The organism is Wolbachia endosymbiont (group A) of Colletes cunicularius (genome assembly GCF_964264715.1).
Classification (GTDB): domain Bacteria; phylum Pseudomonadota; class Alphaproteobacteria; order Rickettsiales; family Anaplasmataceae; genus Wolbachia.
The window spans coordinates 1372529-1391569 of record NZ_OZ183471.1 but is presented as its reverse complement, the minus strand read 5'-3'; the positions used below and the strand labels follow the sequence as shown (position 1 = coordinate 1391569).

General features: G+C 35.8%; 16 protein-coding genes, 1 tRNA gene, 1 rRNA gene and 2 pseudogenes. 7 read left to right on the top strand and 13 right to left on the bottom strand.

Going from position 1 to position 19041, the window contains the following annotated elements; all coding sequences use genetic code 11:
- Positions 1 to 15: 15 nt before the first annotated feature.
- Positions 16 to 489 (bottom strand): annotated as a pseudogene (locus tag ACFELZ_RS08195) (transposase); the annotation flags it as partial.
- A 4-nt stretch (positions 490 to 493) separates the two neighbouring features.
- A complete protein-coding gene (locus ACFELZ_RS08190; RefSeq protein ID WP_375316670.1) occupies positions 494 to 1003 on the bottom strand; it encodes an IS630 family transposase in 510 nt (169 codons plus the stop codon).
- A 292-nt stretch (positions 1004 to 1295) separates the two neighbouring features.
- Here ACFELZ_RS08190 and ACFELZ_RS08185 point away from each other — a divergent pair, with 292 nt between their 5' ends.
- Positions 1296 to 1610 (top strand): IS630 transposase-related protein, encoded by a 315-nt coding sequence (locus tag ACFELZ_RS08185; protein WP_375316012.1) that lies wholly within the window; start codon positions 1296 to 1298, stop codon positions 1608 to 1610.
- On the top strand, positions 1570 to 2139 hold the full coding sequence (locus tag ACFELZ_RS08180) for an IS630 family transposase (protein WP_375316694.1): 570 nt from the start codon (positions 1570 to 1572) through the stop codon (positions 2137 to 2139). Before ACFELZ_RS08185 ends, ACFELZ_RS08180 begins: the two co-directional genes overlap by 41 nt.
- Here the strand turns inward: ACFELZ_RS08180 and ACFELZ_RS08175 are convergent, their stop codons facing one another.
- The 5 genes from ACFELZ_RS08175 to ACFELZ_RS08155 all read right to left on the bottom strand — a co-directional run bounded on the left by ACFELZ_RS08175 (position 2140) and on the right by ACFELZ_RS08155 (position 6500).
- Positions 2140 to 2709, bottom strand: coding sequence for a sugar phosphate nucleotidyltransferase (locus tag ACFELZ_RS08175; protein ID WP_375316121.1), 570 nt, complete (start codon positions 2707 to 2709; stop codon positions 2140 to 2142). It abuts the gene before it with no gap.
- Positions 2710 to 2826: 117 nt separating this feature from the next.
- The gene (locus tag ACFELZ_RS08170) at positions 2827 to 4089 is read right to left on the bottom strand and encodes a hypothetical protein (RefSeq protein WP_375316120.1); all 1263 of its coding nucleotides are present in this window, start codon (positions 4087 to 4089) and stop codon (positions 2827 to 2829) included.
- A 76-nt stretch (positions 4090 to 4165) separates the two neighbouring features.
- Entirely contained in the window at positions 4166 to 4522 is a 357-nt protein-coding gene (gene sdhD / locus ACFELZ_RS08165) for a succinate dehydrogenase, hydrophobic membrane anchor protein (RefSeq protein WP_375316119.1), read from the bottom strand.
- Complete coding sequence (gene sdhC / locus ACFELZ_RS08160; RefSeq protein ID WP_265033417.1) at positions 4519 to 4896, bottom strand: succinate dehydrogenase, cytochrome b556 subunit; 378 nt, start codon at positions 4894 to 4896, stop codon at positions 4519 to 4521. Before sdhC ends, sdhD begins: the two co-directional genes overlap by 4 nt.
- A 100-nt stretch (positions 4897 to 4996) precedes the next feature.
- Positions 4997 to 6500, bottom strand: a 16S ribosomal RNA gene (locus ACFELZ_RS08155).
- 152 nt (positions 6501 to 6652) lie between these two features.
- Between ACFELZ_RS08155 and ACFELZ_RS08150 the strand changes: the two genes are divergently transcribed.
- Both ACFELZ_RS08150 and ACFELZ_RS08145 read left to right on the top strand, forming a co-directional pair.
- Positions 6653 to 7267, top strand: coding sequence for a hypothetical protein (locus ACFELZ_RS08150; RefSeq protein WP_375316118.1), 615 nt, complete (start codon positions 6653 to 6655; stop codon positions 7265 to 7267).
- Between the two features lie 183 nt (positions 7268 to 7450).
- The gene (locus ACFELZ_RS08145) at positions 7451 to 8917 is read left to right on the top strand and encodes an IS4 family transposase (protein ID WP_375316680.1); all 1467 of its coding nucleotides are present in this window, start codon (positions 7451 to 7453) and stop codon (positions 8915 to 8917) included.
- A gap of 269 nt (positions 8918 to 9186) precedes the next feature.
- Here ACFELZ_RS08145 and ACFELZ_RS08140 read toward each other — a convergent pair whose 3' ends face one another.
- On the bottom strand, positions 9187 to 9549 hold the full coding sequence (locus ACFELZ_RS08140) for a J domain-containing protein (RefSeq protein WP_375316117.1): 363 nt from the start codon (positions 9547 to 9549) through the stop codon (positions 9187 to 9189).
- Between the two features lie 108 nt (positions 9550 to 9657).
- Between ACFELZ_RS08140 and priA the strand changes: the two genes are divergently transcribed.
- A complete protein-coding gene (gene priA / locus ACFELZ_RS08135; RefSeq protein WP_375316116.1) occupies positions 9658 to 11661 on the top strand; it encodes a primosomal protein N' in 2004 nt (667 codons plus the stop codon).
- 17 nt (positions 11662 to 11678) lie between these two features.
- Here the strand turns inward: priA and petA are convergent, their stop codons facing one another.
- From petA to ACFELZ_RS08115, 4 genes are all read right to left on the bottom strand, one after another.
- Entirely contained in the window at positions 11679 to 12278 is a 600-nt protein-coding gene (gene petA, locus ACFELZ_RS08130; RefSeq protein ID WP_264731315.1) for a ubiquinol-cytochrome c reductase iron-sulfur subunit, read from the bottom strand.
- Between the two features lie 86 nt (positions 12279 to 12364).
- The gene (gyrA, locus tag ACFELZ_RS08125) at positions 12365 to 15073 is read right to left on the bottom strand and encodes a DNA gyrase subunit A (protein ID WP_375316115.1); all 2709 of its coding nucleotides are present in this window, start codon (positions 15071 to 15073) and stop codon (positions 12365 to 12367) included.
- A gap of 52 nt (positions 15074 to 15125) precedes the next feature.
- Positions 15126 to 15198: transfer RNA gene (locus ACFELZ_RS08120), tRNA-Val, on the bottom strand.
- Between the two features lie 81 nt (positions 15199 to 15279).
- Complete coding sequence (locus tag ACFELZ_RS08115; RefSeq protein WP_375316114.1) at positions 15280 to 16155, bottom strand: tetratricopeptide repeat protein; 876 nt, start codon at positions 16153 to 16155, stop codon at positions 15280 to 15282.
- A gap of 382 nt (positions 16156 to 16537) precedes the next feature.
- Here ACFELZ_RS08115 and ACFELZ_RS08110 point away from each other — a divergent pair.
- Positions 16538 to 17336 (top strand): annotated as a pseudogene (locus ACFELZ_RS08110) (IS982 family transposase).
- Positions 17337 to 17360: 24 nt separating this feature from the next.
- Positions 17361 to 18038, top strand: coding sequence for a hypothetical protein (locus ACFELZ_RS08105; protein ID WP_375316113.1), 678 nt, complete (start codon positions 17361 to 17363; stop codon positions 18036 to 18038).
- On the opposite strand, the gene ACFELZ_RS08100 is transcribed toward ACFELZ_RS08105, so the two are convergent.
- Positions 18027 to 18926 (bottom strand): Rpn family recombination-promoting nuclease/putative transposase, encoded by a 900-nt coding sequence (locus ACFELZ_RS08100; protein WP_375316112.1) that lies wholly within the window; start codon positions 18924 to 18926, stop codon positions 18027 to 18029. The genes ACFELZ_RS08105 and ACFELZ_RS08100 overlap by 12 nt on opposite strands.
- Between the last annotated feature and the right edge of the window lie 115 nt (positions 18927 to 19041).

Here is a 19041-nt window from a genome sequence, read left to right as displayed (position 1 = left end):
CTCCTATGATTGTTGTCAATAAGAAATTTCATATTTTGTAAAATCTTTAAAAACCCAGTTGTTTTTAAGAGTATAGAAAATAGTTGTGAGAAACTTCCTGGCAGCTGCAATAATAGCCTTAGCAGAACCACGCTTCTTCTTCACATGTTCGTAAAAACTTTTCAGGTAAGGACTATAACGTATAGCAATCCAAGTACACTGCACCAAAGAAGTACGTCCTATTTTTGATCCACGTTTGGTGATTCTTCCTATTGTGCATTGTTGATTAGATTGAGAAACTCGCGGTACAACTCCAAAATAAGCTGTCAGTTTTTCGGGATTACTAAAATCATTAATATCACCAATTGTTGCAACGAAGACAGCTGCAGAAATTGCACCAATGCCTTTAATGCTGATGAGATTATTAAATCCAGGAAGCTGTTTAGCAAAAGCTATAATTTCCTTTTCAAGTTTTTTGAGACTTTCTCGAATGACTTCCAGATTACTGCTATAGCTAACCGAAGTAAGATTTCCCCGAGAGCTGAAAGACAAAATCAATAGCCGAATTAATATTGGGCCAAAAGCTTGGCAGCACTTTTCTTATGGCATGCTTAATGGCAAACCAGAACTTCTCAATCGGATTTAAATCCGGTGAGTATGGCGGCGAGAACAAAATTTTACACCCAACATTTTCTATCAAATTTTTCGTTCTTGCAGATTTATGAAAGCTTGCATTATCGAGAACAATAGTCTGTCCAGGTTTTAATATAGGAACAAGTATATTTTCTACATAAGCATCAAAAATCTCGCTGTTGCAGTAGCCCTCAATTACCCAGGAAGCTTTAACTTTTCCCTCATTTAGTGCTCCTATTATGCTTACCCTCTTTCTTTTAAACCCTGGTTTATCGGCAAATAACCTCTTGCCTTTTTGAGACCACCCATATTCATAAAATCTGTTGTCTTCTACTCCAGAGTCATCTATGAATATCAAGTTTTCTTTTTCTATTCCTTCTATTTTTTTTATGAACTCCTTGCGTTTCTCTTCATTCCTTTCCTGATAAAGAAAAGTTTTTTTTATATGTATAGTTTACTTTTTTAAGATAATTGTAGACTGTGCCTTTGCACATGTTGCCAAATTTTTCAATTATTTTTTCAACCGTAATATCTCGGTTTTCATCCAGAAATTTGACAAAGCCATCTATAGCTAACCGAAATAAGGTTTCCTCAAAGGAGTGTAAAAAGGTATAATACTGCTTTAATTAAGGTAGAATGATGGCAAGCCATATAGTGAGGACCTGAGGGAACGAGTTTTAAAAGTGGTTGACGAGAAAAAAATGACTATGGAAGAAGTAAGCAAGATGTTCAAAATTGATAGAAAAACTATATACTGGTGGAGGAAAAGAAGAGAAGAAACAGGAAGTATAAAACCGTCTTCAGGCTACCAAAAGGGACATAGTCATAAAATTAAATACTTAGATGGCTTTGTCAAATTTCTGGATGAAAACCGAGATATTACGGTTGAAAAAATAATTGAAAAATTTGGCAACATGTGCAAAGGCACAGTCTACAATTATCTTAAAAAAGTAAACTATACATATAAAAAAAACTTTTCTTTATCAGGAAAGGAATGAAGAGAAACGCAAGGAGTTCATAAAAAAAATAGAAGGAATAGAAAAAGAAAACTTGATATTCATAGATGACTCTGGAGTAGAAGACAACAGATTTTATGAATATGGGTGGTCTCAAAAAGGCAAGAGGTTATTTGCCGATAAACCAGGGTTTAAAAGAAAGAGGGTAAGCATAATAGGAGCACTAAATGAGGGAAAAGTTAAAGCTTCCTGGGTAATTGAGGGCTACTGCAACAGCGAGATTTTTGATGCTTATGTAGAAAATATACTTGTTCCTATATTAAAACCTGGACAGACTATTGTTCTCGATAATGCAAGCTTTCATAAATCTGCAAGAACGAAAAATTTGATAGAAAATGTTGGGTGTAAAATTTTGTTCTCGCCGCCATACTCACCGGATTTAAATCCGATTGAGAAGTTCTGGTTTGCCATTAAGCATGCCATAAGAAAAGTGCTGCCAAGCTTTTGGCCCAATATTAATTCGGCTATTGATTTTGTCTTTCAGCTCTCGGGGAAATCTTACTTCGGTTAGCTATATATAGCGTTTTGCTTTGAACACAAATATTCCAGAATTCCAATAATAATCATTACTTAATACATGCTCAGGTTTCTCTATGAAATCCTTTACTATATGATACTTTTCCTTATGATCATAAACTGCATTTATATAGCCGTATTCAGAATCGAATTCATGAAGTTTGACTCCAAAAGTAACTATAGAGTCAGCCTCAGAGACTAACTTAGACGCTTTCTCAACGGAAGCATAAAAATTATTCAAATCACCTATAAAATGGTCTGAAGGCAGAATTAACATTATCTCGTTTTCATTGCAGAGAAGCGCAGCAATTAATATCGCTGCTGCTGTTCCAATTTTCACTGGTTCGAAAATCACTTTATATTCTCGCAGCGCATGCAACTCCTTCTTCACTAACGACTCGTACTGTATATTTGTGGCAATTATGGGTGGCATATAACCACTTTTTAGCCTCAATAAAGTGTTCTGAAACATAGTGTTATGGCTAAATATTTTTTGAAATTGCTTTGGCTTCGATAAAGGCCAAAGTCTGCTGCCACTACCACCACATAGTATTACAGGGCGCATATAGTTAAGAAAATTAATTAAATAATTAATATCTTATACTAATAGTAAAATGCATGCAAGTTTTTGTTGTGGAATAGTTAATAAAGAAAGTAAATGTTAATTTAAAGTAGTGGCCGGTTAGCGAGGAGGTAATTGAATTTTTTCGTCTTGCAATGAATTCCGTCTGCTTAGTACTTCATTAACATGAGGAGTATCACTCACTTTTTCAACATCTGCTTTTTTAGACGCAGCTATTTTCTCATTACTTTTGTTTTGCAACTTCTCCTTCTTTAAGCTTTTTCCAATATCTGGTTCTCTAGATTTATCTATACTTTCACTACTTTTATTTGACGGCTTCTCTAAGTCTTTTTCAATACCTGGCCTTCTAGCGTTAAGCTCATCCCATGTGCCCACTATACTAAGTGGCTTATGATCCTTTTGACCTGGCTTTAGCCTTTCTCCGCCTTTAATAACATTAAAGTCACTTTTCGCTTCTTCCCAACATCCTTTCAATTGGTGTTTCCACATAGTGAAGTAAGCATCACCATACTTCTTGTTATCTGCTACAAATAATAAAATTGGAGCCTTAAGTATGGCAGCTCCCATATTCACTAAATTTTTTACTGCCATTGCAGGGGTGAACAAAAGATAGCCAAAAGACTTTGCAATTGGGTTTTGTTCGCTTATTAAATACTCCCCTAACTTTATAGGAAGAGAGGTCAACAATTTAGTACAAACTTTAGCCAAGCTTGTAGCAAAAACGATAGGAACAGATATAAGACTTTTATCTAGCTCTAGATTACCATCCTGACCTCTAATTTCTGAAAAATGGGTGCTTAGCTTCTTGTAATCACTAGCGTATAGTAATTTTCCATTTCTTACTTTTTCATCTCTATCTTTCTCATCAACTTCTCCCGTGTCATCATTGATGAAGCAACCTTTTTTAGCAAGAAAAGAAGAATTAGTTAATCTAAGTAACTTAGTATCAACCTCAAAGACCGGCAAGTGTTTTTCAAGATCTATTTTTGAAAACTTAAATGGCTTATAAAATTTACTATAATCATTAACCTCACGCCTACCTTTACTAACTAAAAAGTCAATAGTAAAGTAAGATTTTTTATCAATTTCCTTAACCAAGGCTAGATCAAATTTGTATTCATTATATATAAGCTGGTACTCTGGATTTCCGTCTTTATCTTTTACAAGCTTGTCATTTTTTTTTACAACTCTCCCAGAATCTACAATCTGATCATAATTTTTTGGATATTGATACTTTCGTCCATCCTCATATATCATTACCTTTCTAAGGTCTTTGACATAAACTTGAGACTCAGATGAACTAAATAGATCCTTCACCTTTAGCGTAAGGTCTATTCCCCACTTTTTCAATGTCTCTAACATATTGCTAAACCAAAATCGCTATAGTTCAATGATAAAACTAGTACACTAATAATATATTAACACAGAATTGGCAATTTTACAAGAAAATATGCCTGTAGAAGACAAAGATTGTAAAAGCGAGGGTTATATAAGTAATGCTTGATAAGTACTTTATGCATGTAATTGTGAAAATCCTTAGAGATACGCTGTGTATATAATCTTCACACACTACCTGCATTCCAAGAACTGCGTGCCAAAAAATGCAAAACAACAATACAACAAAAAATAAAAGCTCTAGAGGGTGATTAATAAATTTTTCACTAAAAGACAAAGAGCTATCAGTATAAAATGCGCAAGAAAATGAATAGATAAACCAAGGAAACAGGAGCAGTAAAATTACCGCAGAAACACGCTGGACCCAACAATGATGTACTGAATTTCCAGATTGACTCATATAAACATAAATAAAAAAGCAATAGTAGAAAGAAGTAGCGTTACTGTCAGCAGTATAGCACTCCTTGAAACGCCAGTAATTTCTAAATTAAGCCCAACATCCCACAATAAATGACGAATACCATTAAGAAAATGATATACAAAACTTATAAAACATAAGACATAAGCTAATTTAGCAACAGGAGTGAATAATAATGCATTTAAGTACCTTACTATAAGTAACTCAGGAAAGTAAACATGTAATATGAAATACCAAGAAAGTATCATTAATAAAAGGAATAGCAAGATACCAGTCAATCTGTGCATAATAGAGAAAAAACTAGTAACTTGTACTTTATATATTTGTAAATGTGGAGAAAGAGGCCTATCACTCATAAAATTCCGTTATCGGGAAATTAAAATAAAGTAGAAGTAAAGACAGCAGTATAGCACATAACAACACCATCATTAAAAATGGTAAGTTATGCGCAAAGCCTAAGGAGGTAATCCAGCTGCAGATTCCCCTACTGCTACCTTGTTACGACTTCACCCCAGTCACCGATCCCACTTTAAATAACTCCCTCCTTGCGGTTAGGTCGTTAGCTTCGAGTGAAACCAATTCCCATGGCGTGACGGGCAGTGTGTACAAGACCCGAGAACGTATTCACCGTGGCATGCTGATCCACGATTACTAGCGATTCCAACTTCATGTACTCGAGTTGCAGAGTACAATCCGAACTGAGATGGCTTTTAAGGGATTAGCTTAGCCTCGCGACTTTGCAGCCCATTGTAGCCACCATTGTAGCACGTGTGTAGCCCACTCCATAAGGGCCATGATGACTTGACATCATCCCCACCTTCCTCCAGTTTATCACTAGCAGTTTCCTTAAAGTCCCCAGCATTACCTGATGGTAACTAAGGATGAGGGTTGCGCTCGTTGCGGGACTTAACCCAACATCTCACGACACGAGCTGACGACAGCCATGCAACACCTGTGTGAAATCCGGCCGAACCGACCCTATCCCTTCGAATAGGTATAATTTCCATGTCAAGGAGTGGTAAGGTTTTTCGCGTTGCATCGAATTAAACCACATGCTCCACCGCTTGTGCGGGTCCCCGTCAATTCCTTTGAGTTTTAATCTTGCGACCGTAGTCCCCAGGCGGAATGTTTAACGCGTTAGCTGTAATACAGAAAGTAAACTTCCCATATTTAACATTCATCGTTTACAGCGTGGACTACCAGGGTATCTAATCCTGTTTGTTCCCCACGCCTTCGCGCCTCAGCGTCAGATTTGAACCAGATAGACGCCTTCGCCACTGGTGTTCCTCCTAATATTTACGAATTTCACCTCTACACTAGGAATTCCTCTATCCTCTTTCAATCTCTAGGTTAGCAGTTTTAAAAGCAGTTCCAAGGTTAAGCCTCGGGATTTCACTTTTAACTTACTAACCAGCCTACGCGCCCTTTACGCCCAATAATTCCGAATAACGCTAGCCCTCTCCGTATTACCGCGGCTGCTGGCACGGAGTTAGCCAGGACTTCTTCTGTGAGTACCGTCATTATCTTCCTCACTAAAAGAGCTTTACAACCCAAAGGCCTTCTTCACTCATGCGGCATGGCTGGATCAGGCTTTCGCCCATTGTCCAATATTCCCCACTGCTGCCTCCCGTAGGAGTCTGGACCGTATCTCAGTTCCAGTGTGGCTGATCATCCTCTCAGATCAGCTATAGATCATTGCCTTGGTAGGCTATTACTCCACCAACTAGCTAATCTAATATAGGCTCATCTAATAGCAATAAATTTTTCCCCCGTAGGGCGTATACGGTATTAGTTGCCGTTTCCAACAATTATTCCGTACTACTAGGTAGATTCCTATATATTACTCACCCGTCTGCCACTAAGTTATACCATAGCAAGCTATAATATAACTCCGTTCGACTTGCATGTGTTAGGCCTGCCGCCAGCGTTCATTCTGAGCCAGGATCAAACTCTCAAATTTAGACTTCAACTATAAAAGGTTGAGGGTACATCGGATAAATCCGACAAAAAATAATTTAGCTTAATACTGCTGTCTTTATTTCTACTTTAGAAATATTTTAATCTCCAACTATTCAAACAACTTTGAGAATATTATTATGTGATATAATCACTATGTCAATATGTTTTTGCAAATCAAAAGCATTAATGTATAAATATATAACTATTTGGAATATTACCATGAAAAAATACATCTTTCTGCTTGCACTCGCACCAATGTTAGTTGGCATCACATTATACTTATTGCGCAATATTGATAACACAAAACAATCTATAACTGCGGGTGACAAGTTTTACGAAGTATTATTCTTTAAAAAAGATAATAAGCCGCTGCTAGAAGAAATAGATTCAAATTGGGGGTATTTAGCAAATTTTGAACACGCATTCAATCATATCTCAGATTCAATGCCAACAAACACAGCATCTATTTATAATGATTTGGCAGATGATAAAGATGCTCCTAATGTTTTGCGTGAGTTAGCACAATACTTAGAGGTAATGAGCTTACTTCACTCCAACGGTGAAAAAATAAATAAAGATAAAATTGATAATTTAGAATCAAGTGCAGTGTATCCTTATTCAAGCCAAGAAGCTATCGCTGTAGTAAAGATACATAATAACGACATTAAAGGTGCAACTGAAATATTGCGTTCCCTATTAAATGACAGAAAATGCCCTATCCTAATTAAAGCTACTGCACAAGAACTACTCAGGATATATGGAAGTTAACTCATTAGACTTTTTGTATAGTTTTTGGCAACAACCGTTGGAAACGAAAAAACTTCCTTGACAAACTCCGCCAGCCCCCTTATCATGCTTACTATTACCCATAAATCTAAAAGGAGAAAAAGCTGCTATCTTACTAATTCAACTTTCTATTATAAATAGATCTATGGTCTAAAAATGGAATATATGATGAAAAGAACTATAAATACCTCAACTGGCGAATGGGCAGAAAGTGAATTTGGAATTGTTAATTTTGGTGATATAAGATTAAGTAAAAGGCTTCTAAAAATAGTTAATAGTTTTGCTGAATCGCCTGAGTGTTCAATAAATCAAGCTTGTGAAGATTGGCATCAAAGTAAAGCAGCTTATAGATTTTTCCAAAAAGATGCCATTTCTGAAAGAAAGATATTAGACAGTCATATAATTAAAAATATTGAAAGAGCTAAAGAATACTCAACTATCTTAGCTATCCAGGACACGAGTTATATTTCATATAAAAATCATAAAAAGACCGAAGGATTAGGGATTATAGCAGCAAGATTAACATCTAAAACAACTAATTTTAAAACCCATGGATTAGTGATGCATACAACGTTTGCAGTTACAACAGAAGGACTACCTATAGGATTATTGGATCAAAAAATTAGTACTAGACCTCCCTTAGCTGAAGACCTAAAGGAGTTGAAAAGAAGAAGCCATAATACTGCTCTTCCCATAGAAGAGAAAGAAAGCATACGGTGGATAGCATCACTTAAAGACTCTACTAAACATCCTGGATTAAAGGATGTTAAGGTAGTTACCGTTTGTGATAGAGAAGCAGATATTTATGATTTATTTGAAGTTGCTTCCACTAATCAATCTCTTTTTGTAGTAAGAGGAAATCAAAACAGAACAGTAAACAAGAAGTCGACTTATTCTGAAAAAGGTGGTGAAAGATTGTGGGATTTGATGAATCGCATGTCTTGCCAAGGAGAAATACAAGTGAGTATTCCTGCTTGCGATAACAAACCTCAAAGAACAACAGTTTTAGAAGTAAAGTTTAGTAACTTTGTGATGAATGCATCAAAAAACAACGCTAGACGTAAAACGCAAAAACTTCCTAATTTAAATTTAAATGCTGTCTATGTTATAGAAAAATATCCCCCATTTGGCGAAGAGCCCATGAACTGGATTTTGTTAACAAATATAAATATTAATAATTTTGAAGAAGCAGTAGAAAAAATACAATGGTATTGCTTAAGATGGAGAATAGAGGTTTTTCATAAAATTTTGAAATCCGGTCTTAAAGTTGAAGAATGTAGGCTCCAAACAGCAGATAGATTGATCCGCTTTCTTACAATTATGAGTATAATTGCATGGAGAATATTTTTTATCACATTGGTAGCTAGAACAAATCCGAATCTTTCTTGCACTGTCATACTGACTGATGACGAATGGAAGGTTTTATATACCAAAATGCTTAAGACAAAAAACTATCCTGAGACTCCACCACCTATAAGAGAAATTGTGAGGTGGGTGGCCAAGTTAGGAGGGTTTTTAGCTCGCAAAAATGACTTAGAACCAGGCCCTATAGCTTTGTGGAAGGGATGGAAACGTCTCTTTGATTTAGCAGAAGGATGGAGACTTGCTCATTCATTCTATACTTGTGGGTAATAGTAAGCTTTATGCCGGACGCCACCTACCCAGTAAACAAGTTTCCGATAGGTTTATCCCAAGTTAGAAATTACCCCCTGGTTTTGACGTCACCTTTGATGTTTCGACACTTCATCAGTGGTTCACTTGCGTTCGTCTCTCTATTTAACACATGACACATAATTGTGCCTTTTCCGTAACTCTCACTACCTTGACTCTTTATCAAAGCAGCTTACGGTTGTTTAAAGCCTGCTCTTGTAAACCGGCTTTGAGGGGCCCACCCTCATCTATTATGTAGCTTTTGCACTTAGTTTGCTCTTTGTCTGAGCATCCTTTATGCTTCTACGGCACACTATTTCTATACCATTTAAGTGTGATCCAAAAATGCCTACCATACACTCATAAACCCAATCATCATTAGGCTGTTGGCTAATGAATTCTTCAGTTATCTCGCCTATTGATATTTTATATGCTACTGATATTTCTTTAAACTTTTCTGTTGCTGTCTTTTGCTCTTCTTGGCTTTTATCTGACCATTTGTCGGGATGCCATTTCAATGCAAGCTCGCGATATGCCTTCTTAATCTCTTCTGTGCTTGCACTCTCTGACAATCCTAATACTTTGAATGCCTCTTTACGTGTTTTTGGAATCATACTCACTCCCCCAATCAAATTAATTTAGTATAATGCTATACCAGTTTAACCAATCAATCCACAAAAATCAAACGAATATTTTCAAAACAGTGCTAAACTTAGGCTGCTATGACAAGAACATTTGACGTATTACTACCACTTCCAATTGATCAGTTATTTTCATATGCAGTTGAAGAAAATACTGAAGTTTCAGTTGGAGATTACGTGGTGGTGCCATTTAGCAAAAAACGCTTGATCGGAATAGTTTGGAAATATAGTGACAAGAGTGGTCGAGCATTAAAATTTATTGAGCAAAAAATCGATTTACCAAATATTAGACCAAAATTGATCACATTTGCAGAGTGGGTTGCACAATACAATGTAATGCCTATTGGTATGCTTGCAAAAGTGATAATGGGAGGAGTGTTAAAAATAAACCACATAGACAAATTGGTTTGTGCTAAGCAGAAGCAGGAAATAAGTGAAATAAGTTGCCAATTAAACCCTGAACAGCAGATAGCTAGCGATAAAATAATAAGCAGTTTGAATGAGTATTCAGTGACTTTGCTTGACGGTGAGACAGGATCTGGAAAAACGGAAGTTTACTTATCCGCAATTGCAAAATTGGTAGAAACTGTAAACAGTGCACAAATTTTAATCCTCTTGCCTGAAATTGTTTTAACTTCACAATTGGTAAATCGTGTTCGCGGTCAGATATCAAAAAACTTAGTTGAATGGCACTCAGGGCTCACTCCAAAAACTCGCCGGAATAATTGGCTCAATATAGCAAGTGGAAATGCGCAGATAATTATTGGTGCACGGTCAGCACTTTTTTTGCCTTATAAAAACCTAAAATTGATTATCATTGATGAAGAGCACGACTCATCTTTTAAACAAGAACAGGGAATTATATATAATGCTCGAGATATGGCGATAATCTTAGCCAAATTTGAAAATATTCCGATTATTTTATCATCAGCAACTCCACTGCTTGAAACGATTCATCATGTTAAAAGCGGGAATTACAATCATGTAAAGCTAACTAAGCGATTCGGTGGTGCAGAATTGCCACTCATTAAAGTAGTAGATATGAGGAACAACAAGCAATGGATCTCCTCTGAGCTTTTTGAAAGCATCAAACAAACCATAGAGAGAAAACAGCAGGTTATGCTCTTTTTAAACCGCCGAGGGTATGCACAACTGGCAATTTGTAAAAAGTGTGGATATAAAATTTCCTGCTTAAATTGTGCTGTTTGGCTTACATATCACAAGAAAAAAAATGCTCTTTTGTGCCATCATTGCTCTTATCAATTAAAACTCCCAGAAAAATGCTCTGATTGCCAGAGTGAACAGTCATTTTCCCTTTATGGCGTAGGAATTGAAAGGTTACTTGAAGAAATGGTGAAATTAATACCAAACGCAAAAACTGCGATGATAAGCAGCGATCAGAAGTCGGTTAGTAACGTAATTGACTTGGTACTGAAAGAAGAGGTGAACATTATAATCGGCACACAAATAATTGCTAAGGGGCACAATTTCCCCAAATTAACTTTGGTTGGAGTAATAAATGCAGATTTGAGTCTCGAAAATTCTGATTTAAGAGCAGCGGAAAAGACGTATCAATTATTACACCAAGTTGCAGGCAGATCAGGAAGGTTTAATGAAAAAGGAATGGTAATAGTGCAAACCAATAATCCTGAAAGTTCAATAATAAAAGCATTGCTGCATCAAAAAAGGGACTCATTTTATGAAATCGAACTTAAGTCAAGACGTGAAGCCAAAATGCCACCATTTAGCAGATTAATAGCGCTTATAATTTGTGGTAAGAATCAGATTGCGACACAAAAAGCAGCGAATGAAATAGTAAAATCTCTTCTCTGTCATACAAGTAGCTCAACTACTTGTATTCAGGAAAAAAATGTAAGTGCAGACAAAAAGGAATTTGAAATTCTTGGTCCATCACCAGCAGCAATAAATTTCTTAAATAATAAGTATCGGTATAGGGTGTTGCTAAAAATACACAATAAGCACAGTCTATCTGTACAAAAGAAGCTGAAATGTTGGATTAAAAATTGTAACTTGAATTCGAGTATTGCAGTGATAATAGATGTTGATCCTGTGAGTTTTTTTTAACGAGTTTATTGTATCCGTTAAGCCTTCTTGCCAATTACCACAACATTCTCACTGGGAAAAAAATAATCAGGTACAACCATATTTTTTGGTGCAGGACCCCCAATTACTCGGCCTGATGTGTCATAATATGAACCGTGGCAAGGGCAGAACCAACCGTTACCATCTTTTGTAGCGTGATCAATCGGCACACACCCAAGATGTGTACATATTCCAAGCATAATTAACCATTCGTCTTTTCCTTCGTATACTCTCTGCTCATCTAATTGAGGATCCCTCAAGCTCTTCACATTCACAGCTCTTGCAGCCTCAATTTCTTGCTTTGTGCGTCTACGAATGAATACTGGTTTACCTTGCCACTTTACTTTTACTCCGTGTCCTTCCTGAATTCCAGACAAATTCACCTCCACTGTGGAAGTTGCTAAAACTTCAGCAGAAGGATTCATAGACTTAACCAGTGGCCAAAGTCCACTTGCAGCTCCTATACCTGCCATAGCGCATGTAGTTAATGTTATAAAATCTCTCCTACTCTTATTTTTAGTAAGATCTTTAACGGGAGGTGTTTTTTTATCCTCTTTGTTTGCCAGTGGTTTTTTATTTTTAGTTAAATTTTTGTCCATTGATCTCTACTTAGCCATAAGTATATATTTTAAATTAAATACTGCGTATTAATCAACAAAAACTTGCGCTTTTTGTTTAACCTGTACTACAGTTGAGAAGAGATAGAGTTTTCAACTTCAGAAATACTATCTTCAGTGGAATCAGGATCTTCAATTTTCGCTACTGACACCACCTTTTCTCTACTCTCTGTTTTAAACAGAGTGACTCCTTGAGTGCTACGTCCTGCAATTCTGATATCATTTACTGAAATACGAATTAACTTTCCTTTATCTGTAATAAGCATGATATTATCACCCTGCTCAACTGGAAAACTAGCAACAACATTACCGTTTCTGTTGGTAGTAAGAATATTGGTGATACCAACACCACCCCTGTTAGTTATTCTATACTCATACGCAGAAGTTCTTTTACCAAAGCCATTTTCGGTAATAGTTAATATAAACTCCTCATTCAATGCAAGTTTTAAGAACAATTCGTTATCTATTCCTAAATCATTCAAAGTCTTTTCCAATTTAGAATCAATGGAGTTATTAATTGTAGTCCCCAGTCTTTTTGCAAGTGGAACTTTTAAGTAAAGTTCTTTTGTTTCTGTTGCTACACCTATCCCATTTAATATGGTCATGGATATCACGCTGTCATTCTTTGCAAGTTTGATACCTCTTACGCCATCTGAATTGCGACTTTTAAATTGACGCACATCACTTACAACAAATCTGATACTTTTGCCGAATCTTGTTGAAAGAAAAACATGATCAATTTCATTGCATACTTTAACTGATATTAACTTATCTCCTTCATCGAGCTTGATTGCTATTTTTCCATTGCTTGGAATATAGTGAAAATCCGCTAAAGAGTTGCGCCTTATGTTCCCATGAGCAGTAGCAAAAACTATGTTTTGATTTTCGTCATTTTCACTTGGTAATGGCATTATATTAGTTATAGTTTCACCATCGCTAAGCGGGAATATATTGACAAGTGCTCTTCCACGTGCAGTTGGCTCTGCAAGAGGTAACTTATAAACTTTTAATCTATAAACTCGGCCAATATTAGAAAAGAATAAAAGGCTAGTGTGGGTATTCCCAACAAATAATTTTGTGGTTACATCCTCTTCTTTTAATCCTTGTCCTAGCTTTCCTTTTCCACCACGACGCTGAGTTCTATAATGAGAAAGCTTCACACGCTTGATATAACCATTCATAGTTACGGTTATCACCATATCCTCTTGTGGAATTAGATCTTCAGCTTCAATGTCCGTATCTGATTCCTCTATTGAAGTTTTTCGCGGCGCAGCAAATCTGTTCTTTATTTCTTGTAGATTGTTTTTTATTTCTTTCATCAACTTCTCTCCTGAGCCAAGAAAAGCGATATATTCTTTTATCAGGTTGATCATTGAACTCAGCTCAGCTTCTAATTTGTCTTTTTCAAGGCCTGTTAAACGTTGCAATTTCATGTCAAGAATAGCTTTCGTTTGCAGCTCAGTTAATCTATACACTCCGTCTTTCAAAAAGCTTGTGCTGTCTGAGATTAATCCAATAATTGTGTTTATCTCAGCTGAAGTTTTCCATTCTTTATTTAAAAGTTCTCTACTTGCTTCCGCAGGATCTTTTGCACCACGGATGATTTTTATCACTTCATCTATGCTCAAGACCGCAATGTAGAGCCCTATATATATATGAGCTTTTTCCCTCGTTTTTCTTAGACGAAATTCTGTTCTCCTGATTAATACTTCTTTTCTAAAATCAACAAAAGCAGCTATGATTTCTTTTAATGACATCAAAGCAGGCCTGTTGTTGTTGAGGACTAAAGTGTTAACACTAAAACTACTTCTTAGTGGAGTTAGTCCCAATATTTGATTAAGTATAAAACTTGCTTCAGCATTTCTTCTGAGGTCAATTACTACTCTAATACCAGACTTATCAGACTCATCCCTAATTTCTGTTATGCCATCAATTCTTTTTTCTTTTACAAGCTCACCTATCTTCTCAATTAATTTTACTTTATTTACCTGGTAAGGTATTTCATCAATCACTATTGCTTGCCTATCTTGTGGCAGGTCTTCCATGTGAGTCTTGCCTTGCACAACAATTGATCCACGACCCGTTGCAAATGCTGATCTTATTCCAGACCTTCCAAGAATCGTTCCCCCAGTTGGGAAATCCGGCCCTGGCATCACTTCAAGTAACTCATCCAAAGTAACTTCAGGATTATCTATATATAACATACAAGCATCTATTATTTCTCCAAGGTTGTGAGAAGGAATATTGGTTGCCATACCAACTGCAACACCGCTTGCACCATTTACCAATAGATTCGGAAATTCTGCAGGCAGTACAACAGGCTCTGTTTCATTTCCATCATAGTTTGGCCTAAAATCAACTGTATCTTCGTCAATATCATTTAGTAAGAAGTGCGACACTTTGTGAAGCCTTGCTTCTGTATATCGCATCGAAGCGGGTGGATCTCCGTCTATCGAACCAAAGTTACCTTGTCCATCAACAAGTGGTAAAAGAAGAGAGAAATCTTGGGCCATTCTAACCAAGGAATCGTAAATAGCTGCATCACCATGTGGGTGATATTTCCCCATTACATCCCCTACTATACGAGCCGCCTTTTTATATGGCTTACCAGCATCGTATCCAGCCCTTGACATTGCATATAATATGCGCCTATGAACAGGTTTAAATCCATCTCGCACGTCAGGTATAGCCCGGCTTATGATAACGCTCATTGCGTAGGAGAGATAAGAATCTTCCAGCTCTTTTACTATTGAGATTGGTACTATATTATCCTGCATTTTCTATATTTTGATTGAAGTAATTAATAATATTAACATTCAGTTAAGCAAATGGGCAATGACAGACTTGAACTGCCGACCTCCTCGGTGTAAACGAGATGCTCTACCAGCTGAGCTAATTGCCCCTTTAGATGTAATTCTATAGCTCAATATTATTATTGTAAACAAAAATAGCGATAAATTAGATTTAGGTAAGCTATAAGCTTTTATGAAATCTTTGGGTGCGTGCTGTGGAGTTTTATAAATTTTAGTCTTGCTGTCACTTTGTATAAAGGTATTTTTTCACTCACATCTTTCGAAGTTGTAGCCATGTTCAACAACTTTAAGTAGAATATTGTAGCATTTTTAAAATCTGAAAGTTTATCTAGAATAACAGCTAAATTATAGGTATAAAAAATATTGTTTTCATCAAGGGAAATAGCAGTTGTCATATACTCTTTACCTTTTACATAATCCTCCTTTTTCATATAAATCAGACCTAAATTTGCTAATAAAGGAGCATAATTTTTATGTATATCATACAATTTCAACATTTCACTCAACGCCAGATCAGGATCATATTGTGAGATTATCGTCAGAAAATTTTTTAATATGTAAGGGTGACTAGGGTATTCTTTTAACAGTCTTGTGTAAATCTCTACAGCTTTTTTGTATTCTTTATTAGCGTAATAAATATTTCCCAATCCAATTAAAGCATTTTTATGATAAGGAAACTTTGTGATGATCCGATTAAGGAGAGAAATAGCTGTTTCATTATCTCCTGACTCAAAGGAATCTTTTGCTTTTTTTAAAGTAAAGTATATGTCAAAACTCTTGCCAGAATTCTGCGCAATTTTGATATTAAATTTGTCACTTTTTCTCTCAATAACATCAAGATCTTTATACTTTTTATCAGCTTTTATATGCTTGACAACACTATCAAAGGCCTTCTGTATCTCCAAATTTTCACTAGCATAGGTAACAGAAGACCTCCATAAAATCACAACGTAAATTAACATGCAGACAAACATAGATCCTAGTGTTGTGGCATTGGCTGCAGCGTGTAACCAGCAAACCTTATTTCTTTGAGCTATGCGTAACACATTACAAATTCATAAATGCTAAATTACCTATCTCATACAATAATAAAGATATTATTAATTAGCGGGACGAACATGCTGCGTAGAATGCACTTATCTTTTGTCTTCCATATTTCGCTCTATTAGACTTCTTGCATAACCCAAACTTAAGTAGAAAAAAGGCAAATAGTTATTATAGCTCTAAGTTTACCGACGATAAGAACCGTCATTCAAGTAGCTCCTCCCTGCCATCTAAGTAGCCTTCTTCTCCTGTCATCCCAGCACCTTCTTCCTGTTATCTGAGTAGCTGACACTGTACTAACGTGAATTCTGGATTAAAGGAGAATAGAAGAGGCAAGAAAACAGGGTAAACTCAGCAGTGATAAAAAAATAGATGAGGTTACCCATGGAAGATATAACAAAACTGTTTTGTTTGGTCGATGATTTTTGCAGAGATATAGAGAAAAATTTTGCAGATAAACTACTGCCAAATGGTAAAAACCCCACAAGAACAACGGAAATTGAGCACTCCGAAATCATGACAATAATCCTGCTATATCAACAATCTCCGTGTAAAACTTTCTATCTACATTACCTAACGTTGCTCTACAAATCAGAGTTTCCAAAGTTACCTTCATATACCAGGTTTGTTGCTCTAAAGCCTAGGGTTTTGTGGCATTTAGCAATGTTGTTGCATTGGCTTTGTGGACAGTCAGAAAACACTGGAATTTCATATATAGACACAACTCCCATTGCAGTTTGTCATGCAAAAAGAATATCCAAAAACAAAGTTTTTGCTGGAATTGCAAAATTAAGCAAGAGCACTTACGGCTGGTTTTTTGGTTTCAAATTACATATGGTAATCAATGAAAATGTTGAAATTCATGCACTTACGCTAACAAAAGGCAATGTTGATGATAGGATACCTGTGCCAAATCTGACGGAAAAATTAATCGGTCTTTTGTTTGGTGACAAAGGTTATATTGCAAAAGAGCTTTTTCAGAAGCTGTTTGACCGAGGTTTGAAACTTGTTACCAACGTGAAAAAAGGAGACTGTTTTTGGTTACCTAAAAAATAGACTAGAAATTGAACACACTCGCCATAGATCCCCTGTTAATTTTTTGGTTCATATCTTTTCTACTCTCATTTCCTATTCCATCAAATCCACAAAGCCTTCTATTTCCTATACTTTCTTCCTTCCTTAATCCAGAATTCGCGTTTATAGTAGATTGGAATATCTATTATCTTCTTTTAAGGAAGTTTTATTTTCTCATAAGAAGTTAATTCGCAAGGAAAAAGATTTTCAAGCAATAGTGCAAGGTTTATTGATGAATGAAAAAACTGAAGATGGCAAAGAGGTTAGAGTATATACAGAATCTAACATATCTTCCAAAGGAAGAGCGGATCTTGCATTATCTTTTACGCATTTTAAAGATGATGACTCTTTTGAAAAAGGTTGCCCAATTGTTATAGAACTTAAATATGCCAAGGGTATTAAGCAAGTAAAAAAAGCACTAAGAAGTGCAAAAAAACAATTGGAAGAAAAATATAATCTTATTAAGTCTTTCACTAGTAAAAAAACTGCTAAGTCTTTAGCTATGGTTTTCAATGAAAAAGCTAAAAACACAAAAGAATTGATCTCATCAAGTATAGAGAATTTTAAAGTTAAACATACTACATCGGAAGATGGATCAAGTCCTGCACTTACAGTTAGTTCTCCTGATAAAAAAGAGGAATGGTATTCTCTTTTGCCTAATTTTTTCTCTGAAAGTGTGGAAACAGAAGTTAATGAAGAAGTAGCAATAACAAGCTCGAGGCCTAAAAGTTATTTAAATAATACTTCCGTTCAAGGTCATTTAACTCAGGATAGGAATTTAAAAAATCAAGGTAAAATTCTAATTCCTTAACCTTTCGATTTCATCTATCGAAAGGCCTGTGATTTCAGCTATAACGTCTATAGAGACACCAGCCTTAAGTGAATTTTTAGCCACTTCGATCTTTTCTGCTTTCCTGCCTTTTTCATGGCCGATTTGGATGCCTTCTAGTCTACCTTTTTGAGTAGCATCATCAAGTTTTTGAGCGAGGACAGCCTGTTCATCAAGAATACGTTTTATTTCCTGTTCATAGGCAATAAATTCTTTTTCTGACCAGTTGAATCTATTTAGCTCTTCATAGGCCTTTTTAATTATTAGATCACTACCTATTATTTTTTCCAGCTCTTCTTCACTAGTCTCATCTGCATATTTAAAGAAGTAGATCCATTTCTCGACTATACTTGAAAGCTGATCCTCTTTGGTTTTTGGAAATTTTGGCAACTCAATAAATATGAAGTAAAAATCTTTTAGATCGTGTTCATTAGTACCTTCATCGCGAATAGTATGCTTTGATTTATACTCAGATTTATTAGGAAACAGTACACAATCTGCTATAGCAATGAAGATAATTTCCTTAAGGTTATGGTATTGATCGCCTTTATCAGCTTGTCTTGAGTAGGCTTTAGCAGCATAGTATTGGGCACGTTTTTCAAAGCCTTTAGTTTTAGCGACCTGCATTTCGACGATCACTTGCACCCCATTTTCATCTCTGCAGAGAACATCAACAATACTTTGCTTTTTAGCGGCGATATCAGGGTCTTGAATAGTACTTAAAAACTCTATATCCTTTATTTCATTTTTACCAGTGAGGCCAAGAATATCATTGAGGAAGTGAATAAGGATACCTTTATTTTTTTCAGTACCAAAGATACGCCGAAATGCGACATCATTCTTCGGATCGAGAAACTTCGAAAGAGCCATAAGAAATAAAGTGAAAAAACATTAATAATTATACACAATTCTGAAGAAATATTCAACTTTTTTATATTGAAATCTTGTTTTTTTAAGCTTCGAGAAAAAATGACCTTCAGAGGTG